The 21,302-nt window shown below is 44.5% G+C and carries 17 protein-coding genes; 9 read left to right on the top strand and 8 right to left on the bottom strand.

From position 1 onward, the window contains the following. The first annotated feature begins 134 nt into the window (after positions 1-134). The 6 genes from R7E47_RS17890 to R7E47_RS17865 all read left to right on the top strand — a co-directional run bounded on the left by R7E47_RS17890 (position 135) and on the right by R7E47_RS17865 (position 7,946). Entirely contained in the window at positions 135-1,259 is a 1,125-nt protein-coding gene (locus tag R7E47_RS17890) for an HD-GYP domain-containing protein (protein ID WP_115385952.1), read from the top strand. Between the two features lie 87 nt (positions 1,260-1,346). Beyond that, positions 1,347-1,565: a hypothetical protein gene (locus tag R7E47_RS17885; protein ID WP_005377723.1), complete on the top strand. Its 219-nt coding sequence runs from the start codon at positions 1,347-1,349 to the stop codon at positions 1,563-1,565. Positions 1,566-1,889: 324 nt separating this feature from the next. Beyond that, entirely contained in the window at positions 1,890-2,654 is a 765-nt protein-coding gene (locus tag R7E47_RS17880) for an ABC transporter ATP-binding protein (protein ID WP_005389081.1), read from the top strand. An 11-nt stretch (positions 2,655-2,665) separates the two neighbouring features. Continuing rightward, positions 2,666-3,550 carry an iron-siderophore ABC transporter substrate-binding protein gene (locus R7E47_RS17875; RefSeq protein ID WP_005377718.1) on the top strand — a complete coding sequence of 295 codons (885 nt, stop codon included), beginning with the start codon at positions 2,666-2,668 and terminating at the stop codon, positions 3,548-3,550. Further along, positions 3,547-5,523, top strand: a complete 1,977-nt coding sequence (gene fhuB, locus R7E47_RS17870; protein ID WP_213877527.1) for a Fe(3+)-hydroxamate ABC transporter permease FhuB — start codon at positions 3,547-3,549, stop codon at positions 5,521-5,523. The genes R7E47_RS17875 and fhuB overlap by 4 nt, the downstream gene beginning before the upstream one ends. A gap of 200 nt (positions 5,524-5,723) precedes the next feature. After that, positions 5,724-7,946: a TonB-dependent siderophore receptor gene (locus tag R7E47_RS17865; RefSeq protein WP_258639178.1), complete on the top strand. Its 2,223-nt coding sequence runs from the start codon at positions 5,724-5,726 to the stop codon at positions 7,944-7,946. Between the two features lie 42 nt (positions 7,947-7,988). Here R7E47_RS17865 and R7E47_RS17860 read toward each other — a convergent pair whose 3' ends face one another. The 6 genes from R7E47_RS17860 to R7E47_RS17835 form a co-directional block, all read right to left on the bottom strand. Further along, positions 7,989-8,537, bottom strand: coding sequence for a hypothetical protein (locus R7E47_RS17860; RefSeq protein ID WP_005377712.1), 549 nt, complete (start codon positions 8,535-8,537; stop codon positions 7,989-7,991). A 251-nt stretch (positions 8,538-8,788) separates the two neighbouring features. Beyond that, a complete protein-coding gene (locus tag R7E47_RS17855; RefSeq protein WP_042522895.1) occupies positions 8,789-10,564 on the bottom strand; it encodes an ABC transporter transmembrane domain-containing protein in 1,776 nt (591 codons plus the stop codon). Between the two features lie 3 nt (positions 10,565-10,567). Then, complete coding sequence (locus tag R7E47_RS17850) at positions 10,568-12,307, bottom strand: ABC transporter transmembrane domain-containing protein (RefSeq protein WP_318084828.1); 1,740 nt, start codon at positions 12,305-12,307, stop codon at positions 10,568-10,570. A 271-nt stretch (positions 12,308-12,578) separates the two neighbouring features. Beyond that, complete coding sequence (locus R7E47_RS17845) at positions 12,579-13,070, bottom strand: type II secretion system protein (RefSeq protein WP_258483785.1); 492 nt, start codon at positions 13,068-13,070, stop codon at positions 12,579-12,581. A 204-nt stretch (positions 13,071-13,274) separates the two neighbouring features. Beyond that, positions 13,275-14,618: a sodium/glutamate symporter gene (locus R7E47_RS17840; RefSeq protein ID WP_258483784.1), complete on the bottom strand. Its 1,344-nt coding sequence runs from the start codon at positions 14,616-14,618 to the stop codon at positions 13,275-13,277. Between the two features lie 427 nt (positions 14,619-15,045). Then, the gene (locus R7E47_RS17835; protein ID WP_318084825.1) at positions 15,046-15,924 is read right to left on the bottom strand and encodes a LysR family transcriptional regulator; all 879 of its coding nucleotides are present in this window, start codon (positions 15,922-15,924) and stop codon (positions 15,046-15,048) included. 103 nt (positions 15,925-16,027) lie between these two features. Between R7E47_RS17835 and R7E47_RS17830 the strand changes: the two genes are divergently transcribed. Continuing rightward, a complete protein-coding gene (locus R7E47_RS17830) occupies positions 16,028-16,315 on the top strand; it encodes a putative quinol monooxygenase (protein ID WP_025766691.1) in 288 nt (95 codons plus the stop codon). A gap of 11 nt (positions 16,316-16,326) precedes the next feature. Continuing rightward, positions 16,327-17,304, top strand: coding sequence for a Gfo/Idh/MocA family oxidoreductase (locus R7E47_RS17825; RefSeq protein WP_318084823.1), 978 nt, complete (start codon positions 16,327-16,329; stop codon positions 17,302-17,304). An 84-nt stretch (positions 17,305-17,388) separates the two neighbouring features. On the opposite strand, the gene R7E47_RS17820 is transcribed toward R7E47_RS17825, so the two are convergent. Then, positions 17,389-18,075: a DNA-3-methyladenine glycosylase I gene (locus R7E47_RS17820; RefSeq protein ID WP_005377694.1), complete on the bottom strand. Its 687-nt coding sequence runs from the start codon at positions 18,073-18,075 to the stop codon at positions 17,389-17,391. Positions 18,076-18,161: 86 nt separating this feature from the next. Between R7E47_RS17820 and R7E47_RS17815 the strand changes: the two genes are divergently transcribed. Further along, positions 18,162-18,356 carry a hypothetical protein gene (locus R7E47_RS17815; protein ID WP_005377692.1) on the top strand — a complete coding sequence of 65 codons (195 nt, stop codon included), beginning with the start codon at positions 18,162-18,164 and terminating at the stop codon, positions 18,354-18,356. 85 nt (positions 18,357-18,441) lie between these two features. On the opposite strand, the gene R7E47_RS17810 is transcribed toward R7E47_RS17815, so the two are convergent. Then, the gene (locus R7E47_RS17810; protein WP_318084821.1) at positions 18,442-21,267 is read right to left on the bottom strand and encodes an Hsp70 family protein; all 2,826 of its coding nucleotides are present in this window, start codon (positions 21,265-21,267) and stop codon (positions 18,442-18,444) included. Positions 21,268-21,302 lie beyond the last annotated feature (35 nt).

The following is a 21,302-nucleotide window of genomic DNA, read 5'->3' as shown; positions in this document are numbered from 1 at the left end:
GAAATGTGCTTTTATTTCGTACACTTAAGTTGTGGTATATCGATAGTTTAAGTGGAGAAAACCGCTCAAAATACCATTGAATTTGCAACACAATGAGCTTTTCTTGTTTCTCTGCTTTGGTGTGGAGGTGAAGCATGGCGCACCGGAGTTTTTACCCGTTTGCAAAACCGCTTAACGAGCAACTGCAAACGCTAAAAGGCAGGATGCAGGCGCACTTGCCATGTATTGATAGGGTGTCATTTGCAAAATATCACCCAGACCAAGATGTGCTCAAATCATTTGCAGAAAGTGAGTTCGACACTTGGTGTCTAGCCCATCACGAATCAGCATTCCGTAAACTCCACCACCTCAATATTGCCTCTAAAAACGCGGTTCCTCGTATCGTCGAAGACCTTCATGATATTAATCACTGTCCTCGGGTTCAAATTTTACTCAAACACGGATATCAGTCGTCGGCTGCTATTCCTTGTTATGACAATAAAGCTTTTACTGGTTTTGTATTTTTGAACTCCACTCAACGTGATGCGTTTAGTTTAGAAGCGCTGAATGGTCTTAAACCTTATTTCGAAATGATTCGATTTGCGGTTGAATCAGAAACTCAAGTAGTCAATGCGATAGAAACGCTAGCGAACCGAATGCAATGTATGATGCCAGGCTATTCACCTGAGTATTACGCGCATACCAAACGCATGAAGTACTACAGTCAAATTATCGCAACGCAGTTAGCGGATCGTTATCACCTGAATGACGAAATGGTCGAAGATATTGGTATTTTTGCTCAGTTCCATGCGCTCGGTGATAGTCAGCTGCCAGTTGAAATTGCTAGCCGCCGAACAAATTACTCTCAAGAACAAGAGGCGATATTGATTCAACATATTGAGCGTTGTATCGATTCAGCGGATGACATAGTTGCCCGTATCGGAAATCCGGTTCACCCGAGTGTGACTTTGTTTTTGCAGATGATTATTTATCAGTACGAAAATTTAAATGGCACTGGTTATCCGTATGGTTTAACCAATGATGATATACCAATAGTCGCCCAAATTACGGCTGCCGCGAATGCCTTTGATTTTATGACAACGCACCATCCGTATAGACAAGCGTGGTCCATCCCATACGCATTGTTAGAACTTGAAAAATGGGTATATCAGGGGTGGTTATCTCGAGAATGTGTTGATGCTCTGCGAGAGCATCAAGGTTATATAAAGCAAATCATCCACAAATATCCCGAGCACTATACAGGCTTGGGGTTAATGTGAAGAGCAGTAACAAAGTTGAAATGTTGACGAGGAGGAATATTTAAACAATACTGTTTTTATATACAGTAACAAGTTTGGAGGTGAAGTATGTTGTGGGAAACCCTTGAAAGAGTAAACCGCTTACGCCAACAAGCACTTGCAAATCCTGAGTTTGTTGAGTCAGCAAAAGAGCACGAACAAGCACTTCAGGAGCAAGAATACCATTATCAAACTAAGAAAAAGCGTTCAGCCAAAGATAAACAAGGTAAAAAGTCGCTGGCCGATATCTATAAAGAAGTAGAGTTTGGCGCTGACGCTCGTCATTAATGTATTCACTGCGGCATTTTTCATTTCTTCATACGCTGCAGTATTCGTTCAAATTTATGCGAGAGCAGTGGGAGACCGCTGCTCTCGTTGACCTGCCTATAATTTACTAATGAAGTTCAGCAGAGCAAATTATCACTAACACTTAGCAATTCTCTCAATGATCTTGTTTATGTAATGATAATGACAACGGTTTGCATTTGTATCTTTGTTGTTATATAAAACCTCCCTTATTAATCGTTCTGTTGAATAAGAACGGCAAACGTGATCAACGAATGAGAGCTTTGAATAACTGTTATTCGTAAATGGCTATTAGGTGAAGTAGGGATGTTGGAAGCTAAAGCACTCCAGTTTGAGATTGAAGGCAAGTCATTGCTAAAAGCGTTTGATGTGACATTTGAACCCGGAAAAACATACGCCCTTGTTGGACACAATGGTTCAGGAAAATCCACATTGTTAAAGTTGCTGGCACAGCAACAGCAATACACAGCTGGTGACGTGGTTCTGCATGGAACGAGCATTAACGATCTCTCAGCGAAAAAATTCGCCCAACATATTGCCTACTTGCCTCAGCATCTTCCGGTGACCGACAGTATTTTAGGTCGAGATTTAGTCGGTTTTGGTCGTTATCCATGGCATGGTTTACTTGGACGTTTGAGTAAGAAAGATCACGACATTGTTGAAGAAGCAATGGCGATGACAGGCACACTAAAATACGCAGATCGCTTAGTGGACACGTTATCTGGAGGAGAGCGTCAACGTGTGTGGCTAGCTATGCTGTTAGCCCAAAAAACCGAGTATTTGCTTCTTGATGAGCCTTTGTCTGCGCTAGATATCAGCCATCAAGTAGATATGTTGAAGCTTATCTCTAAACTCAGTCAAGAACTGGGTTTGGGCGTTATTATCGTATTACACGATATCAACTTGGCTGCACGATTTTGCGACTACATCGTTGCATTACATCAAGGTGATTTGATTGCACAAGGCAATGTTGAACAGGTGTTTACTGAACCTAAGTTGAGGGACATATATGGGATAGAGATGATGATCTCTGACCACCCTGCGGGTTATCCGGTGGCGATGCCAAGCTAAAGGTTGGAATAATGAGCAGTACAAACACTCGACTTAAACATTTCTCTTTCGCTCTCTCACTTAGTGCGCTTTTGGTCAGTTCTTTTCAAGCACTAGCTGACGCATCACCTCGGGTGATGTCGGTTGATTGGACACAAACTGAAACGATGTTGGCGTTAGGGGTCGTACCTGTAGGCGTTGCTCAAGGGCAAGATTACGATGCTTGGGTAAAATCGCCACCGTTACCACCTCAAACGAAGGATGTAGGGTTAAGAACTCAACCCAATATAGAGCGCATTTACGAGCTCAGACCTGATCGTATTTTTATTGCCCCGTACTTCTCCTCAATGAAGCATCGCTTAGTTGATATCGCCCCGGTTACCACCATTGACTTATATGAAAGCGGGATTACGGATTGGTCGGTACTTACCAGTTTCACTCGGAGGTTTGGTGAAGAGCTGGGAAGAGAGGCGGAAGCAGAGGCGCTTATCCAACAATATGAAAAACGTTTGTCTTTATTAAAACAGCGTATAAATAAAGGCCAGCCGCCACTTCTAATGATTCAGTTTATGGATACAAAGCACGTACGTGTTTTTGGTCAAAATAGTCTTTACTCCCAGGCTATCGAAAAGATTGGGCTGAGTAATGCATGGAATGAAAAGACGAATAGCTGGGGCTTCAGCCTAGTTGGCATCGACAAGTTAGCTGGCATAAAAGCTCAAATCGTTATCGTAGAGCCATTACCTTATGGTGGAGCGGAGCAGCTCTCTCAAGACCCATTTTGGCAATATGTTGTTCAACAATCTGGTGAAAAGGTCATGCAAGTCGCGCCCGTTTGGAGTTTTGGTTCTATGCCTTCAGCCCTCCGTTTCGCAGAGTTAGTTACGGCGAGTAAGGTCGAGGAGTTAACACAATGAAAACGATGCCTTTAAGCTTTGTGGTGTTACTTTCGGCATTTACCTTTTCTATTGGTGCTTTCCAATTGTACCAAGTAAGCTCATTTTCGTTAGCTCTAAGCAGTTTATGGGAGCCTAACTTTCAATCTATCGATTCTGTTTTACTTCACTTTAGCTGGTGGCCTCGAGTCTTCACCACGATTATATCTGGTGCTGGATTAGCGGTTGCTGGGGTATTGATGCAGCAAGTGCTGCGTAACCCTCTCGCTTCACCCACGACACTTGGTGTAGCGAGCGGTTCAAGTTTTGCTTTGATGTTAGCAACGCTATTCGCACCTTGGATGTTGGATATCGCGCCTAATTTGGTTGCTCTCATCGGCGGTGTGATATCGATGGGGTTGGTGATGCTGTTGTCATGGCGACGAGCGTTATCTCCAACGGTTGTCGTCGTTTCTGGGTTAGTGATAAACCTGTACTTTGCATCATTAAGTACGGTTATTCTGATGATGAATACCGAAAAGCTGAATGGGTTAATGATATGGGGAGCCGGTTCGCTTGTTCAGAGTGGATGGGGAGATTTCTCGTATCTTGCCCCTCGAATCGCACTTGCTACGGTCGTTGCATTTGTGATTGCAAAGCCGTTAAGTCTGTTGGAACTCTCCGAGCAAGGTGCCAAGAGTTTAGGTGTCTCGCTAGCTAAGTTGCGTTTTGTCTGTCTTGGGCTTGCGGTGTTAATCACTTCTTGGGTGGTTTCTGCCGTAGGAATCATCGGTTTCATCGGGTTAGCGGCGCCAGCGATTACTCGATTGATAGGTATCAATAAAGTCCAGCATAAGCTTTGGGTATCAATGCTGATTGGTGCCATGTTATTGACTTTAACCGATTTGGTTATTCAGCAACTGCCAGGGCTAATGGCGAGTTTTATACCAACGGGAGCAGCAACGGCTGCATTGGGCGCTCCGTTACTGTTATGGCTGTTACCTCGTTTATCACAAAAGACGCAGGGCCATACTCAAACAGTGTTAACTCGACACCGTCAACATGTTTACAAGCTAAACCCTAAAGCGATCTCATTGGCGTTGATCGGTACGTTAATTTCTGTTGTTCTTTTTGCCACGGTTGCTGTGCAAAATGAAGGGTGGACAAACTTATTTGCTAGCCAAAATTGGATTTTTTTGGAATGGCGCGCACCTAGGTTATTTGCAGCAGCAATTGCGGGGGCAATGTTGGCGATTGCTGGAACCATGATTCAACGCCTAAGTGGAAACCCAATGGCAAGTCCTGAAGTGATCGGTATCAGTTCAGGGACAGCGATGGGATTGATCATCGCGATGTTTACTGGGTTTGGTTCGTCAATTTTCACTCTTTCTCTAGGCGGGCTCGTAGGCGCATTAGCGACGGTATCAGTCATTGTGCTGCTAAACCGTAAGTCAGGCTTTCAGCCGGAGCGTATTTTGTTGACTGGTATTGCGATTACCGCACTGATGAATGCAATACAGAGCTTTATTCTAGCCACTGGTGACCCAAGAAGTTATCAAGCATTAGCTTGGTTGTCTGGGTCTACCTACTATGTCTCGGTTGAAACGTTACTCCCATTGTCTTTATCTGCGCTTGTCTTTATAGGGTTGAGTTTTCTCTGCGTAAGATGGCTAGATATTCTTCCTGTCGGTGCCGCTTCCTCTAAAGCACTTGGAGTTCGAGTTGATCGCTCACGCGCAATACTGCTTCTTTTAGTTGCTTGTCTCACGGTCAGTGCGACATTGGTTGTTGGTCCGATTAGCTTTGTTGGGTTGTTGGCTCCGCATTTAGCTCGCTTATTTGGTTTTAACAAAGCGTCACAACACATGTTATGCGCCGCGATACTGGGGGCAGGGGTGATGTTGTTGGCTGATTGGTTGGGACGACAGGTCCTTTACCCGCAAGAAATACCAACAGGGCTTATGGCGTCTCTCATTGGCGGTTTGTATTTAATGTGGGGTTTACGCCGCTTATAGAGATGAGCTAAGCCTCAACCAAGAAAGTACTTATACAAATAAGCACTCGTAGTGGCATTCGTAACCTATGCGAGTGCTTTATGCAAAACCTCTGGTTTGTCTTTTACGGAAACAACTGGCGATGCCGTAACTCGCTTTTCTTTCAGCGGTCGCTGAAGTCATGAAGGGTTGGTTTGGCTGCCGACAAAAAGGAGAAGAATATGACTCGGCAGTTTATGCTGACACCAACGTCGATGGCGGTTGTATTAGCTTTATCAACGCCAAATGTCTTGGCTCAGGAAGATGAAAATATAGTTGTGATTGGACAGCAGCAAGACAGTGCAGTTGGTCCTGATTTTAGTTATCTTGGAGCGAAGAGTCGGGCAGCGACGAAAACTGATATTGCCATCAATGAGACTCCAAGAGCGGTGTCTGTTGTTACGCGAGAGCAAATGGATGATCGTGCCTCTATTAGCATTTCTGACGCGCTACAGTACACACCAAGCATTCAAACTAACTATTTTGGCGAAGATAACAAGCAAGATTGGTTTATTATTCGTGGTTTTAAACAGGCGAACAGCGGGTTGTATCAAGATGGTACCCGTTTATATTCTTCTGGCTTCTATAGTTGGCAAATAGATCCGTTTGCGTTAGAGAGGGTTGAGGTTTTACGTGGTGCAGCGTCTGTTCTTTATGGGCAAAACCCTCCAGGTGGGGTTATCAATGTTGTCAGTAAGCGACCTCAATTTGATGGGGGGTCAGGACTTGTATCTTTGGAGTACGGTTCTGAAGACCGTAAACAACTTTCTCTTGACGTAAACTCTGAGGTGAGTGAGCAGCTAGCTTTCCGCTTTCAAGGGTTAGCGAGAAAAAATGGGACGAGAATTAGTGGGGTAGAAGCAGAGCGCATTCTTCTCTCTCCATCGATGACGTACAAATTTAATGAGACGTCTGAAATTACCTTTCTAACGAGCTATCAAAAAGACGACTCAGATCCTTATCTGCAATTTTTGCCAGTTGAAGGAACGTTAACGCCAAACAAAAATGGAAAGATCAGTGATAGTTTAGCGATAGGCAATCCTAACTGGGAGACGTTTGAGCGTGAGCAGGTGTCTTTAGGCTATGAGTTTTCTCATGCATTTAATGATACCACTTCATTTGTTCAAGCAGCTCGTTACAGCGAAATGGATGTTAAGCTAAGACAAATGTATTCGTACGTTTACTCGGCTGACGTGCCTGCGTTGGGGCCGGCTTTGGACCCATCAAATGAACGCAAAACCATACTTCGGGGTGCTTCAACAGAAGATGGGTCATCTGATGCTTTTAATATCGATAATCGTTTGATGCACCAAGTAAATTGGGGAAGTGTTGAGCATAACTTGATGTTGGGCATAGATTTTCAAATGATCAGTATCGATGGTAAAGATTTTGCCAATGACCCTATCGTTGCTAATGGTAATGCATTATTAAACACACCAATGGGAGCTTTGCCCGATCCTAGGTTTAATGTATTTAATCCTACTTATTCGGATAACATAATGTTACTCGATCCGAATACGCTACAACCATTGAGCGAAACCGATAAGCAAAGAACGAAAATCGATAATCAGCAGCTCGGCGTCTACTTTCAAGATCATATGCTGATCAACGATAAATGGGCGATGTTATTGGGCGCACGTTACGACGATACAAGTAATGAAGTACATAATGTTACCACGGGTGCTCGCACGAAAGTCGATAATGGAGAGTGGACGTTTAGCGTGGGAACGGCTTATATTTCTGATTCTGGCTTCACGCCATACTTTAGTTACTCTCAGTACTTTGATCCAATTATTCAAGAAGACAGCAATGGTAAGCCAGCGAAGCCTGAAAGCGGTGATCAATTTGAAATCGGTATGAAATACCAACCGGATTCATTTGATGGTTATTTCAATATTGCAACGTATCGGGCAACAAAAGAAAACTTGGCTCGTATCTACTTGAGTGAATTAACGCAAATAGGAAAAATAGAAAATAACGGCGTTGAGTTTGAAGCTGTAGCTAATGTGACACCATCCTTAACATTGATCGGGAACATTGCGTACGTTGATGCAGAGATAAAAGAAGACATCAATAAGGCATGGGTTGGCAAAACACCTTCCCAAGTGGCGAATACCGTATCATCAGCTTGGGCACATTATCGTTTCTTTGATGGACCTCTTGATGGCTTTGCTGTTGGCTTAGGCGCGCGCTATACAGGTGAGTCATACGGAGACAATGAAGAGGGACTAAAAGTACCAAGTTATTTCTTAATGGATGCGACGGTCAGTTATCGAATCGGCGATTACAAGTTACAAGTCGCAGCTAAAAACATCGCGGATAAAAAGTACATAGCGACATGTGATGGCTTTTGTTGGTATGGCGACCGACAAAATGTTATTGCAAGTTTAACTTACGACTGGTGAGTTAACGTATAAATAAACACCCCTAACTTTAGGGGTGTTTATTTAGAAATCGGCTTTACGGACAAAGTGCGGGTTTTTGTACTTTTTCTGCGGACCAAACGATGATACGACAAGTTTGTTCCATAATGTTTTGTCAAACTCACCCTTTGGAATCGAAGGGTAGAGGGTTTCCTCTTCTTCTCTTGCAAAGTTCATATATTGTTTCTTTTTAATTTGATTGTACTTTTTGGCGATCTGGTTATGTTTTCTTACCCACTCCAGCTTGTAATTGTGGAGCACTTTTTCACCATCTTCGAGACTCATCCGAGATAGGAACAGTCGCTTGTATGAGACCTTTCTGTCCAGCATTGTGCGCATAACGGTTTGGATATATTTACCGTGATGCGTAATGGTAATGTCGTTTTCATCAATAGGAGTGACACACCAGCCTTTAGGTAAAAAGTCTGGCTTCTTAAATTGCTTATTACGCTCCATTAGCGCCTGATGTAAAACTAAATCAGAGGTGCCGCGGAACGTCTTTTGCCATTTACCGATACGAATTTGAATCGAACCAGGCAAGCGATAGATGTTAGTAAACTTATCTTTGTCCATGGACTTGTGTCATGAGATTAATGTGCATAATTAGAAAGCGGAATTCAGCCCAATGCCACAGGCAGTAGACTTAAGTACCGTACGATTTTACAACGACCTTGCGTGATATAGCGAGGGGTTATGTCAATAATAGGTAAGAAATAGAAAATTAGTTCACATTATGAAGAAATTGGAAGCTAACAAGGCTAAATTTTGAAGTTACACCAATTATGCCCATACCAACTAAATAAAAAGAAGGCACGGGCATAAAATCACACCGCTTCTTCGAGTTGCTTGGTGTCTTCTTCAATCTGTTGTAGATGTCGGTTTGCTTGCTGTAACTGATACATTTGAGCATAACGACCATTTTGCGTTAAGAGTGCTTTGTGTGTGCCTTTCTCAACTAACTCCCCATGATGAAGAACAATGATTTGGTCTGCATCTAGGATAGTTGAAAGCCGATGAGCAATAACAACGAGCGTCATGTCTTGTCTGAGTACCGCCAAGCTCTTTTGGATTAAAGCCTCTGTTCCTGAGTCAATATTTGCGGTTGCTTCATCTAATATCAATATCTTAGGTTTTACCACAAGCACACGTGCTAACGCCAAAAGCTGTTTCTGACCCGCAGATAAATTAGTTTCGCCTTGACCTAACTGCGTGTCTAGCCCGTTAGGGTAACGATGAATTTGTTCTGCCAAACCTACCTTGTCTAACGCATCCCATATTTGATTGTCATCAACCGCCCGACTGAGAGAGATGTTTTCTCTGACTGAAGCAGGGAGAATATGTGGATCTTGTTGGACCATTGCCACATCTTTGCGAAGTACGTCTTTCCCTAATGTTTTAAGTGGACGACCATCTATGAGCAGTTCGCCACATTGCGTTGGATAAAAGCCCATTAACAGTGACGCTAATGTGCTTTTACCGCTTCCTGTATGCCCGACAAGCGCGATAAAGTCTTGGTGGTTGGCCTTCAACGAAATGTCTTTTAGGACGTCCTGTTTACCATCGTAGCTAAATGTGAGATCTCTAAGTTCGATAGCACCTGACCTTAATGGTTGATGATTGTCCCCGTAAGTTTGTTCTTTCGCGTCAATTAATTCAAAAACACGTTCGCTTGATACTAACGCCTGCTGAAGTAGAGCAAGTTGCTGAGTCATCTCAATTAGTGGTTCAGTAACTCGCGCAAGATAACTGATAAATGCATACAGTACCCCCACACCAATCAACTCAATACCATTAAAACCAAAGATCGCAACCAAGCAAAGCAACGCAAGACCAGCGAGTAAGTCCATTAATGGTCTTAGCAGATAGCCGTTTAGCCGAATCACTCGTTTAGATGCCACCAGATGCTCTGCGGTTAGCTCGTTGAACTGTTTATTAAAACGCTCTTCTTGTTGCATTAATTGAATGACACTCATCCCTTGAATGGATTCACTCAGATTCGCATTTATATCGGTCAATAGGTCACGCATCTTTCGGTAGCTTTCTGTACTTAGCTGCTTAAACAAGTACATAAAGCCGATGACGATCGGCAGCAATACAAGCACAACGAGTGTGAGCTTCCAACTCATGAAAAACATAACGCCAAGCATTACGACAATCATGACCACGTTTTTCACCACGGTCGCGATCAAAAGCTCATAAAATTGCTGTAAAGATTCCGTATCGTTGGTGATTCGCGACACCAATTTTCCAGCAGGAGTGTAATCAAACGCAGATAACGGCTGCTTAATCACGCCAGAAAATACTTGCTTACGAATCGCTTTGATCGTGTTAGCCGCGACAATGCTAAATTGCAATGACTGAAAATACTGGAATGTTGCCGATACGATCTGAAGAGCGATATAACCTACTGCTAGCGAAATCAGAACATTTTGTGAATAGTCACCTTTAGCGATGTGCTCATCAATGAAATATTGAATCAACCAAGGGCCGCCGGCGCTAGCTAACGCTGCAATAAACAGCAAGGCGAGTCCTTTAATCATTGGCTTTGGTTGAGATAATGGGTAAGACATTAACCGTTTAAACGTGCTGGTCTGGTTCATTCATTATTCCTCCATCGCCTGTTCTAGTTTTTGGTACTCGAACATTTCGGCGTACCATCCCTGATGCGCTAATAAAGCGCTATGTTGCCCACGTTCAGTAATGTGGCCGTGATTCAAGACAATGATCTCGTCTGCTGCTTCCAATGCGGTGAGGCGGTGCGCAATAACGATTAGGGCTTGATCACGGTAGTGTGTTTCCAAATTCTTAAGGATTTGATGTTCGGTCCGTCCATCAACAGCGGAAAGTGCATCGTCCAAAACCAACACTTGGGCATTCAGCAGCATAGCGCGTGCTATCGCAATACGTTGTTTTTGCCCGCCGGAGAGTGTAATGCCTTTTTCACCAACTTCTGTTTGGTAGCCTTCAGGAAACTTTTCAATATCGTCATGTATACAGGCTAACTTTGCTGCTCTATAGACTTCTTCTTTCTCTGCATTAGGGTTGCCTAAGGCAATATTGTCGAAGATAGATTTGGAGAATAGAAACGGACTTTGATTAACTACAGCAAAACGGTTGCGCCATTGTGGAAGTAGGGCATCCTTGATCTTGACATCACCGAATTTAATTGAGCCGTTTTCTAAATCATGTTGACGCAAAAGTAGTGTTAACAGGGTCGATTTTCCGCTTCCTACCGGCCCTGCAACTCCCAACATTTTTCCGGGTTCCAGTTCGATGTTTACTTCCGTCAAAGCGGGCGGTAAATCACTAGACCAATGGAAATCGTCGATATCAATTTTTAACGGAAGTGGTTTATTTTCTATTGGCTTATTGCCACTGATAATTTCTGGCTTTTCATCAAAGATCTCTTGTAATCGGTTCCATGCAGCAGAGCCTCTTTCTAAAATGTTAAATAGGAATGCGAATGCCAACATCGGCCATATCATCAACCCTAAATACATCGTAAATGCGGTCAGATCACCAAGCGTGATCTCACCTTTATCAACAAGGTAAGCACCAGCAGCGACACTAAGAAGGAAAGAAAGACCGATGGTTAACTGAATTGCCGGGTCAAATCTAGCATCGACTCTTGCGACAGCGATGTTCTTTTCGCCAGTATCATCCACAACCTCTTCAAAACGTTGCTGCTCTTGGTTTTCTAATCCGAAAGCACGCAGCATTCGCACGCCATTAAGTGACTCTTGTGTTATGTCTGACATGGTAGAAAAGGCTTCCTGAGCGACACGAAAGCGTTGATGTAGGATACGCACAATAAAGAAGATGATGATGGCAAGAAATGGCATTGGAAGAAGTGCCATTACGGTGAGCTTCCAGCTTACTTGCGTTACCATAATGATTAAAACCGCAATACCAGTGATCAAAGAGTCTGCGGCGGTTAAAACCCCTTCGCCGGCAGTCATAACGATATTACGCACATCATTAGTGCCACGAGCCATCAGATCCCCCGTCTTGTAACGTTCAAAAAAACGAGGTGGCTGTGTCGATAAATGCCTATATAGACGGTTACGTAGAATGGTCCCGAGCTCCCAGCTTGCGCCGAAAAGCCAAATTCGCCATAAGATGCGACACCCATAAATAGTAAAGATCAGTACAGTTAACCCTGAGAGCCATAGAATCAGCGTATTTGTATCTAAAGTGTTGTCTACGACGCCATCAACTATGATGCCAACTGCTTTGGGCGGAACAAGCTGTAGTGCTGATATCACAGCGAAAAGCAGAATGGATCCGACATAGTGCCTCCACTTTTGTTGGAAATACCAACGTAGCTGCCAGAATATTCTCATTACGCCTCCCGCTTTAAATTATTGAATTTGTTATAGAACTATTATTGAGCGAAATGATGAGTTTACAAGCACAAGTTATAGGCGGGTTTAAAAACGATAGATTGTTTCAATTATAGCCATGTGTCGGCGCAAATTACTGGTTTTATCTCTATGAGCTAACTGTGCGACGACATTATGTGAAATAGTTGTTAATGGTGGTTTTGGAGCCATTACCTCGCAATAACGATGAAGACACCAAAAGTAAAAGTGTTACTGCTACTCTATATGGGAATTAGCAATCGTCAGTTTGTATTTTGTATTTCACTTGGCCACCAGGAGTTTCTGGGTAGTAAACTTCGACATAACACATATGTTCTGGACCAACAGGCTTGTTTGCAAAACCAATAAGGAAGTAGGGCTCGTCTGGGCTGGCTACCCCATACCAAGTGTTGATAGTGAGTTGCGGATCAAAGCCTGCTAGCTCTTTTGCTGGAATAACATTTTTGATAAATCCAAAGTAACCAATTAGGTCGTTATGGCCGTCATTATCTAGATCAATGTTATATTGTATGCCGCCATCTACTGTCTCTTGAGATTGAATCACTGCTTTGGTGTAGACAAAGTTGTTGGCGGTCATGAGTGCTTCTCTGGCTCCATATAGAACCGCCACTCTGGCATCTTTTTGTAAGCCAAGAAATTTAGGAAATGCAACGACGCTTACAATACCAAGAATGATGATGCACACAATGAGTTCAATAAGAGTAAATCCTTGAGAGCGACGCACAGCCTTTCTCCATGTTTTAGAAACGAATAGGCGGCTATTCTGATATAGAAACTTTCAGGTCAAGTATTAAAAAAGAATGATAGTAAGAGATCGGGATTGCAAATCTCAAATATAAAACAAGTTGCTTATTTTCGAGATGAGGAGTGATTTTGATAAAAACCAAGGAATGAACTCGAGAGGATAAAATCCTCCCGAGTAAAGCGACTAAGATTCGTGTGTCAGAGCACTGCTGTTACGTTTAAAAATGAATCGCCAAATAAATAAGACAATTGCGATGTAACCTAATCCTACACCAAGCGCTTGCCAGTGCATGCCGTTATACATCGCGATTGGCATCAAAGAGATGATGAAGATGTCAGTGATTGAGCCAGGGACATAAGCGATGGCGTAATCATCAAGCACCTTGCTACGCATTTTTGGATCAACAATGCGAAGCAACGCAATACCCATGGCAACTGTACCGGTTAACCAACCCCAAGAGAAAATGCCTTTCTCGAACCAATCTTCTCCCATGATACGTGGGGCAACCCAGAAGATTAGCCATAGTGTGAAGGCGATACCGCCGATTGCAAGCACTACCATCGGCATTAAATACTGGGCTAAGACGGTAATCTTGATGGCTGAGATACCAAAGATAATCAAATAATCGGTACTGATGCCCGCAGCGTGTTTGAATGCACCGTCACAAAGATAGCGTGAAGCCTTCGTTTGTTTCGCGATGATTCGCACAAGCATGCCGCCAAGGAAGCCAGTTACGAACGTAGGAATTTGTACCTTATCGTGGAAAGAAGATAAGTAGTTAGCCGCTACATACGAGAAAGCCGTTACCACTACAACCAACGCCGCGTGAATCGCGAAAGAATCGACTGACAGGGAAGACATGGTGTCTTTCATTACCGGTTCTTGATCAACAGGCTTAACAAGGCCTTTGCGTTCGTGTTCGTCCATGCTGTCGAAGGTCGTAAAGCTACGAATCCAACCCATCTTCAATGCGAATTGCAGCATGAGCATGCCGACAGAAATTGAAATGAAAATACCCACGGTTGCGAACGTTAAGCCAAGTGTGAAGCCATCTTCCCAGCCAAGCCCCGTGAAGATTTCACCAACAACAGAGGCTGAACCATGTCCGCCCATAAAGCCTGCTGACATTGTCACACCAAAGCCGGGATTAATCTCTGGCCAGAAGAAGGTAGTGATCGCGAGACCAAACATTGCTGCAAATAACCACTGAGAAACAGAAGCGATTTGGTTGAATGCCCACAATGAGCCAGCGCGCTGTGCGACGGTTTTAGGTGATGGAACATCCGTTGCCAGACCTAACGCAGAAAAAAGTGCAGCAGTTAACAGGCTTGCGTTAGCGGTAAAGGTGTCGGTCCAAGGCAGTACGTCTAGCAGGGCTGGTCCAAAAATTAGACCGAATAATCCCGCGAGAACCGCCGATGGAATGTACATACGTTGCAGTAATGGCGTGTGAACGCGAATGACTTTTGCCAAAATCAATAGTAAGCCAGCAATGGCTAAGTCAGTCAGCATTAGACCTTTAGGCATCTTATCCTCCAGTAAATGCAGTCAAGGGGTAGCGTCCTTGTGACCAACCTTGATTGAAAAATCACTCCCAACGAAAAAAGTCACATACGTGACCAAAAGTGTTGAGAAATCAATGTCGTTTTCATAAGCAAAGGAATGTGCTTATGCAGTTTGAAATGAGTGCAAATGTCGTGATTGCGCACGAACTTGAAGAGAAATTAGATTAAATTTCTCGATGTTATTTTGATAGTTCACTCAGGAAAGGCGGCAATCCTAGTCACTTTGTCAGAGCAATGCAATTGATGGGAATCAACAAATGATGTTCACTAAATGAGCGTTCTTTACTAACGACCTGAAAAATAAAGATAATTATCAAGAAATAATATTTGTTGTATCGACAACAAAAGTTGATTGAGTGGTTAAATTGTCGCCGATTTATGGTGTGGCGTTACGGATTCACATGCGAAAGAACAAAATCAACCAAGGTGCGGTTTTTAAGGGAAAGCTGTTTTGAACGGTAAAGCAGATGTATCGGTTTTGGCTTGGGGGCATGTTGCTGGAGAATTTCTACCAAGGCACCAGATTGGACTTCCTGCTCAACTAAGATCTTTGGTTGTAGAAGAACGCCAGAGCCTTTTAACGCGGCAAACTTAAGCACATCACCATTGTTAGACGTTAATCGAGTGTTGCTGTTTCCAAAGGTATTAGATGGCATGTTCACCACTTGTTGGCTTTCTCCTTGGTGATACTGAAACCCCAAACAATGATGGTGTTCAAGGTCATCAAGCGATTGGATAGGGGCATGTTGCTCAAGGTAAGAGGGTGAGGCGCAGTAAGTCATGTCGTATTGCCCGAGTTTTCTTGCAACTAACGATGAATCGACCAACTCACCAATACGAATAATCACGTCTGCTTCGCTTCGATATGGGTCAATCAAACTGTTATCCAACATTAACTCAACGTTCAGTTCGGGAAATTCTGCTAAGAAGTCAGCCACGATGGGCGCAATCACCTTTTTACCATAGGTAACTGGGCAGTTAACTTTTACTGTTCCAGTTGGGCGGTTGATCAGCGTCTGGATTAGGTTCTCTGCGTTGGTGATGTCTTCAATAATGCGGTGGCACTCTTGATAGTAGAGTCTGCCAGCTTCGGTCAAGGACTGTTTGCGCGTGGTGCGATGAATCAGCTGCGTACCTAAGCTTTGCTCAAGAAAGCTCATGTGCTTGCCAACCATGGTCGGTGAAATATCAAAGTGGTGTGCTGCATTACGAAAGCTGCCGTGTTCGACCACGTAAGCGAAAACTTTCATGCTTGTTAATTTATCCATTGCACACCCAGAGTTGATAAAGAAATAACTAAAGCAGAGTTTATCAATCAAATGAGGTTAATTACAGTGGGCGTATGATTAAGAATGGAGAAAGAGAGCCATCATGAGCGAGACGATTTTTGTTACCGCCGAACTGAAAATGAATGCCGATAAGCCAAGACAACAAGTGGTTGAAGCCATTGAACAATTTTGCCTTGATATGCAAAGCGAAGCGGGGTGCTTGCAAGCGAATGCGACCTACGATTCTAAAGCTCCACAACGTGTGATTCTTTGGGAGCGATATGAAAACCGCGCCGCGATTGAAGCGCATTTTGCTATGCCGCATACACAAGCGTTTATTGCGGCTGAAATGGCAGAGTTAGTTCAAGCATTCGAAACCCAAGCTCAATAGGAGACGTGAACATGAAATGGGGCATTTTAGGCACAAGCTTTATCTCAGGAGTCATGGCTGAGGCAATCCAAGGCGATGACAAGAGTGAACTGTACGCGGTTGCTGGGCGTTCGGAGCAGAACTTACAGGCATTCGCTGAGCAATATGGCATCGAGAATACGTTCAACGATTACGATGAGTTGATTGCTGATGAGCAAGTCGACATTATTTATATCGCATTGCCAAATCACCTTCATCATGACTTTATCGTCAAAGCGGCTGAGCAGGGCAAAGCGATCCTGTGTGAAAAGTCACTTTCGGTAGATATGGAAAAAACCGAGCTGGCACTTCAAGCCGTAGAAGCGCACAAGGTATTCTTTGCTGAAGGCTTAATGTACTTGCATCACCCATTTATCAGTGAGTTGGTTTCGGTGCTTAAATCGGGAGAGATTGGTGAACTTCGCTCCATCCATACGTCTTATATTGCGTCGATTGCGCAGTTTGTTAATCCAGACAGCAAAGGTGCTTTGTATAACTTAGGTTGCTATCCAATGTCATTAGTGTATTTGGTGGTTAAAACCATGTTGGGTGAACAAACCTTTGAGAACCGTTCAATGAAAGCGATTGGCCGACGAGGTAATGATGGGAATATCTGCGAGTCGAGCTTGATGATGCAATTTGGTGAGCAACAAACGGTGAGCGTACATACTGCCGAAGATCATGGATTGAAACACCAGTTCACCATTCTGGGTAGCAAAGGCTGTATTACCTTAGATTCAAACCCATGGCTACCAACGCAAGATAACCAGTTTAGTGTGGAAATTTACGAGACGTCGAAGCGCGAGGTGTCTGTACCGGCAACTGGGGACGCTTTCTTCTATCAAGTGCGCAATATTCGCCAAGCGGTTGAAGAGGGGCGTACCTCGTTAGAAAACCCTTGTGCAACATGGGAAGACTCTCACCGTATTATGCAGCTACTGACTGAGTGGGAATCACTGGCTTCAAAGTAAGTGTGTACTTGAACCAATGAACATAAAAACGGCGCACTAAATCCAATGATCAGTGCGCCGTTTGTATTTTGGGTTCAGTCTGGATTAAATGCGATTATCGCCGGTACTGAACGCAATGATTTGGCTGATCTCAGACAGGCTTCTACCACTTTCTTGCTGCCATTGAACAAACGCTTTGTTGGTTGCATCGAGCGATTTTTTCGTATCTTTGCCACCTTCAATGATCTTGCAATTACGCAGGTAAGCTTCCACGTCGCTAGACAAGATAAAGGTATCAACGCCCATTTGACGAAGTGTGTAAGGGCCAGTATTTCCGCCTAGGCGATTGCCGCGTTTCTTCAAATACGCCCATAGGTCGGTGATTTTCTCTTGCGGCCAATCGGCAACCATTTTGCCAAACGAGCCATATTCGATTTTTGCTTCGTGGATCATACGAGCGTTGGCAGGAATCGACATGACTTTAGTGAGGTGGCGAATGATGCGTTTGTCGGTTGCTTTGGTTTCCCATTGCTCATCTGACAGCATCAATAGCGGCTCAATCTTAAACCCAAAGAACACTTCTTCGAAGTTCGGCCACTTGTTGCGAACCACGCTCCACGAAATCCCACTTTGGAATACCTTCATCGAAAAAGCGGCTAGCCAACGGTCGTCGGGAATCGCTGCCAATTCTTCTTTGCTTAGTGGATGAGACAAAAGCGCTTCAAGTTGATCTTCACCACCTTTACGCTCGGCAGCGCGCTGATAAATCGCGTCAAATTTTTCGATACTCATAAAAGAAGTTAGTCCTAGTTTATGTCGATATTTGTGAAACATACTACGCTTAAGTGGCTGAATCGTAAATTGATGGAGTTTCACAAATGAAGAAGGTCACATTAACGTTTGTCGGGGAAGGTTCGGATCGTATTGCAGAAAAATTCTATGCGTGGATGACGGACGGTGGGTTAGAAGACAGCATGATTGAGAATTTATCTGACCGTGAAATCTCAGTTGTCGGCATTAGTGATATGGATAATGAAACGCGTGATGTGGTGATCAATACGGAAATGAACTAACGAGTCGTCTTTCGTCAGCTATTAGAATCAGATAAAACAAAGCCCTTCACGAGAAGGGCTTTGTTGCGTTTATAAGCGTGAGAGCCTAGTTATTTACCAGTGTCAGACCGCTTGGGAGTGCATCACCGAAGATACGTTTCGATTCGCTCTCAGATAGCTCTTTGACTTCTTCAACCAGTGATACCCAAGATTCAGGTACCTTGCTTTGCTTCAACTTAGCCAGTACCTGCTCACGGTAGTCGTCTGAGATATCGAATAGGCGGTCGCCCGTCTTACGACAAATCATTACGGCTGCGAAAGCGATCATTGGCTCTTTCTGCCAGTTCTGCTCTAGCAGCTTAGGCAACCACTGTTCCGCTTGTTCACGAGGAACGACGTTATGCTGACTGCCATATAAAGGCGTACGTGATGCCAAGCGACCCATTGCCCACCAGTGTGCTTGTTCGAACTGGTTATGGTTGATGGCTTTGCTCAAGAACCACGTTGCCAATAGAACTTTGTCTTCGACTTCTAAATGCTCCAGAGAGGCAGACAAGCGCACCATCGACTCGTAACCCATATCTTGTGCCGCTTTGGCGGATTGTGGGTTTTTCATCGCACCAGGATGTAGGTATTTCGCGATGTCCGCCAAGATGGTCTCTTGTTGCTCTTGGCTTAAACCACCGGCAATACGACGCCAGAACACCCACCAGTCGGTCCAACCTTGATGGTTCTTAAACTGAATGTTTTGTTGGTAGAGACCCCAAACTTGCTCAATACGCCATGAGTCGGTTGGATCGCCAAAGCCCGGACGCAGTGCAAAGCCAGCCAAACGAAGCCAGTTTTTCTCGTGTTGTTCTGAACGGCGGCGACGCTTACGACCTTGTGCAAAGGTATCGAACAGTTGACGTAGGGTCGTGAAATCCCATTCATCGCGTTTGCCAAGTTTCTTCTCAAGATCTTTGGCTAAGGTTTTGATCTCTTTGCTTTCCGCGCTTTTCTTATTACCGCTGTAAAGGCGAGCGATCAGCTCCTTACATTCGTTCAGTTTAGGGTGAAGCTTAACTTGCTCGCTGTCATCGGTTTGCTTGTTACGAACTTCGAATTCTAGCTCCCAACGTTTGTTGTCGTCTTCTGCGCTGACACATTCCATCTTAAGCGTGCCGACTTCAGTCAACTGACACGCCAGTTGCACTTCTACGCGCTCTTTCTGGTTGGCTTGCAGTTCGGCACCTTCACCTTCAAGGGTGGTGATATAAGGCGGCAGGGGAGCAAACAAGTCCGGATCAACGTCAACCATTACACCGTTTTGAATGGCGGTGTTATTGGTTAAGGTGTCGTGGGTAGAAGTCAGCAGGTTAAAGCGAACGGGCTCACCTAGGGTAAGTGAGAAGCGACGACCACTTAATCGGATCTCGTGTCCTTCTTCTGTGCCTTTTGCAAGCAAACAGAGCGCTTTGCCCATCTTGTTCTTTTCTTGAAGATGCAAGAAGTAAGAACGCGCTGCGCCACCACCAATTTTAAGTTGTGCGCCACGACGCGCTTTACCAAATGCAACAGCACCCAGTGCAACCGACCAATCTGGATGTGGGTTGTCTAATACCGTAACTGGTGCGCCGCGCCAATCGGAAAGTAGGGTAGTGACTCGCTCAGTCACAAGTTCACTATTGAACACACCACCGTTAAGTAGCAAACCGATTGGAATGGCATTTTGTTTGTCGTCTTCAAGGCCAAGAGCGGCACGAGCGACTTGCTGATGCTGAGTTAAGAACTCGGCAACGTGCTTGCTCACCGCTGGGTCAGCAACGTATGGAAGGCCAAACTCGACAACCGCGCTACGACGTTTGTCTGGTACGTCACTGAAATCAGAAAGCGGGAAGAAGCCATCTAATGCGATTTGGTGCATTTCTTGTTTGCTTAGAGCAATACTCTTTGTGCCCCCAAGTAGCTTAGAGCCGCTACCTAACATGGTGATCTTCACTTCGTCAGGTGCGCTCGCTGAAAGCAGGTTCTCTTTCGCTTTACGCGTTTGCTGAATCAGCTTAGTCAGGCTTGCTGCAGTGAGTTTCTTACTTTGTTCCCCTTTATTTTGAGAAAGGCGGCTCTCCGCAAGGTGCGCTAATGCTAAGTCGAGGTTATCACCACCCAGCATCAAGTGTTCGCCAACACCAATACGATCAAGGGCTAGTTCATCTTGAGAAGAGAAACTTGCTTCAATCAAGCTCAAGTCGGTAGTACCACCGCCCACATCACACACCAGAATCAGCGGTAACTCTTTGAGCTCATCAGCTGCGGTTTGCTGGTGGCGTGCGTACCAGTCGTAACATACGGCTTGTGGCTCTTCGAGCAGGACGATTTTCTTTAAACCTGCCAACTCCGCGGCTTCAAGCGTAAGCTTACGAGCGGTTTCATCGAACGACGCTGGAACGGTCACAACCACATCTTGGTCTTCTAGCTTATTGCTAGGGTGACGGTAGTTCCATGCTTGACGAATGTGGTTGAGGTAGCTTGCGCTGGCAATAACGGGTGAGACTTTATCTACGTCTTGCGCACCAGCCCAAGGAAGAATATCAGAGCTACGATCCACTGCTTGGTGTGATAGCCAGCTTTTAGCACTGGATACCTGACGTCCTTCCACCTTTGCGCCTAATTCACGAGCCCATTCCCCCACGATCACATTACTAATGTCGCCAGATACAGGTTCGTTTTCCCAAGGGAGTGTTAGGTCAGAAGGGGAGATTTGACCAACCGCAGGGTGATAGCGGAAAGAGGGCAGCAATGGTTTACGAACCACTTCACCCGGACCAATCAATTGGTCGATGTCGAATAGGGATACTTCGGATTGTTCAAGGTTGTCGGTGATTTCACAATACGCCACCACAGTGTTTGTGGTGCCAAGGTCAATACCAACAAGAAAACGAGGAGATGCCATACAAACCTTCGTGTATTTAAAAACGGCACCCGATT

Source organism: Vibrio sp. Vb1026 (assembly GCF_033338745.1).
GTDB classification, from domain to species: domain Bacteria; phylum Pseudomonadota; class Gammaproteobacteria; order Enterobacterales; family Vibrionaceae; genus Vibrio; species Vibrio alginolyticus.
This window is presented reverse-complemented; position numbering and strand designations above follow the sequence as displayed.

Excerpts from the sequence above, each read along its gene's own strand:
- R7E47_RS17850 (WP_318084828.1), bottom strand. The coding sequence starts at position 12,307 with ATGAGAATATTCTGGCAGCTACGTTGGTATTTCCAACAAAAGTGGAGG.
- R7E47_RS17865 (WP_258639178.1), top strand. The coding sequence starts at position 5,724 with ATGACTCGGCAGTTTATGCTGACACCAACGTCGATGGCGGTTGTATTA.
- R7E47_RS17825 (WP_318084823.1), top strand. The coding sequence starts at position 16,327 with ATGAAATGGGGCATTTTAGGCACAAGCTTTATCTCAGGAGTCATGGCT.
- R7E47_RS17890 (WP_115385952.1), top strand. The coding sequence starts at position 135 with ATGGCGCACCGGAGTTTTTACCCGTTTGCAAAACCGCTTAACGAGCAA.
- R7E47_RS17880 (WP_005389081.1), top strand. The coding sequence starts at position 1,890 with ATGTTGGAAGCTAAAGCACTCCAGTTTGAGATTGAAGGCAAGTCATTG.
- R7E47_RS17885 (WP_005377723.1), top strand. The coding sequence starts at position 1,347 with ATGTTGTGGGAAACCCTTGAAAGAGTAAACCGCTTACGCCAACAAGCA.
- R7E47_RS17860 (WP_005377712.1), bottom strand. The coding sequence starts at position 8,537 with ATGGACAAAGATAAGTTTACTAACATCTATCGCTTGCCTGGTTCGATT.
- fhuB (WP_213877527.1), top strand. The coding sequence starts at position 3,547 with ATGAAAACGATGCCTTTAAGCTTTGTGGTGTTACTTTCGGCATTTACC.
- R7E47_RS17855 (WP_042522895.1), bottom strand. The coding sequence starts at position 10,564 with ATGAACCAGACCAGCACGTTTAAACGGTTAATGTCTTACCCATTATCT.
- R7E47_RS17815 (WP_005377692.1), top strand. The coding sequence starts at position 18,162 with ATGAAGAAGGTCACATTAACGTTTGTCGGGGAAGGTTCGGATCGTATT.
- R7E47_RS17875 (WP_005377718.1), top strand. The coding sequence starts at position 2,666 with ATGAGCAGTACAAACACTCGACTTAAACATTTCTCTTTCGCTCTCTCA.
- R7E47_RS17810 (WP_318084821.1), bottom strand. The coding sequence starts at position 21,267 with ATGGCATCTCCTCGTTTTCTTGTTGGTATTGACCTTGGCACCACAAAC.
- R7E47_RS17820 (WP_005377694.1), bottom strand. The coding sequence starts at position 18,075 with ATGAGTATCGAAAAATTTGACGCGATTTATCAGCGCGCTGCCGAGCGT.
- R7E47_RS17835 (WP_318084825.1), bottom strand. The coding sequence starts at position 15,924 with ATGGATAAATTAACAAGCATGAAAGTTTTCGCTTACGTGGTCGAACAC.
- R7E47_RS17830 (WP_025766691.1), top strand. The coding sequence starts at position 16,028 with ATGAGCGAGACGATTTTTGTTACCGCCGAACTGAAAATGAATGCCGAT.
- R7E47_RS17840 (WP_258483784.1), bottom strand. The coding sequence starts at position 14,618 with ATGCCTAAAGGTCTAATGCTGACTGACTTAGCCATTGCTGGCTTACTA.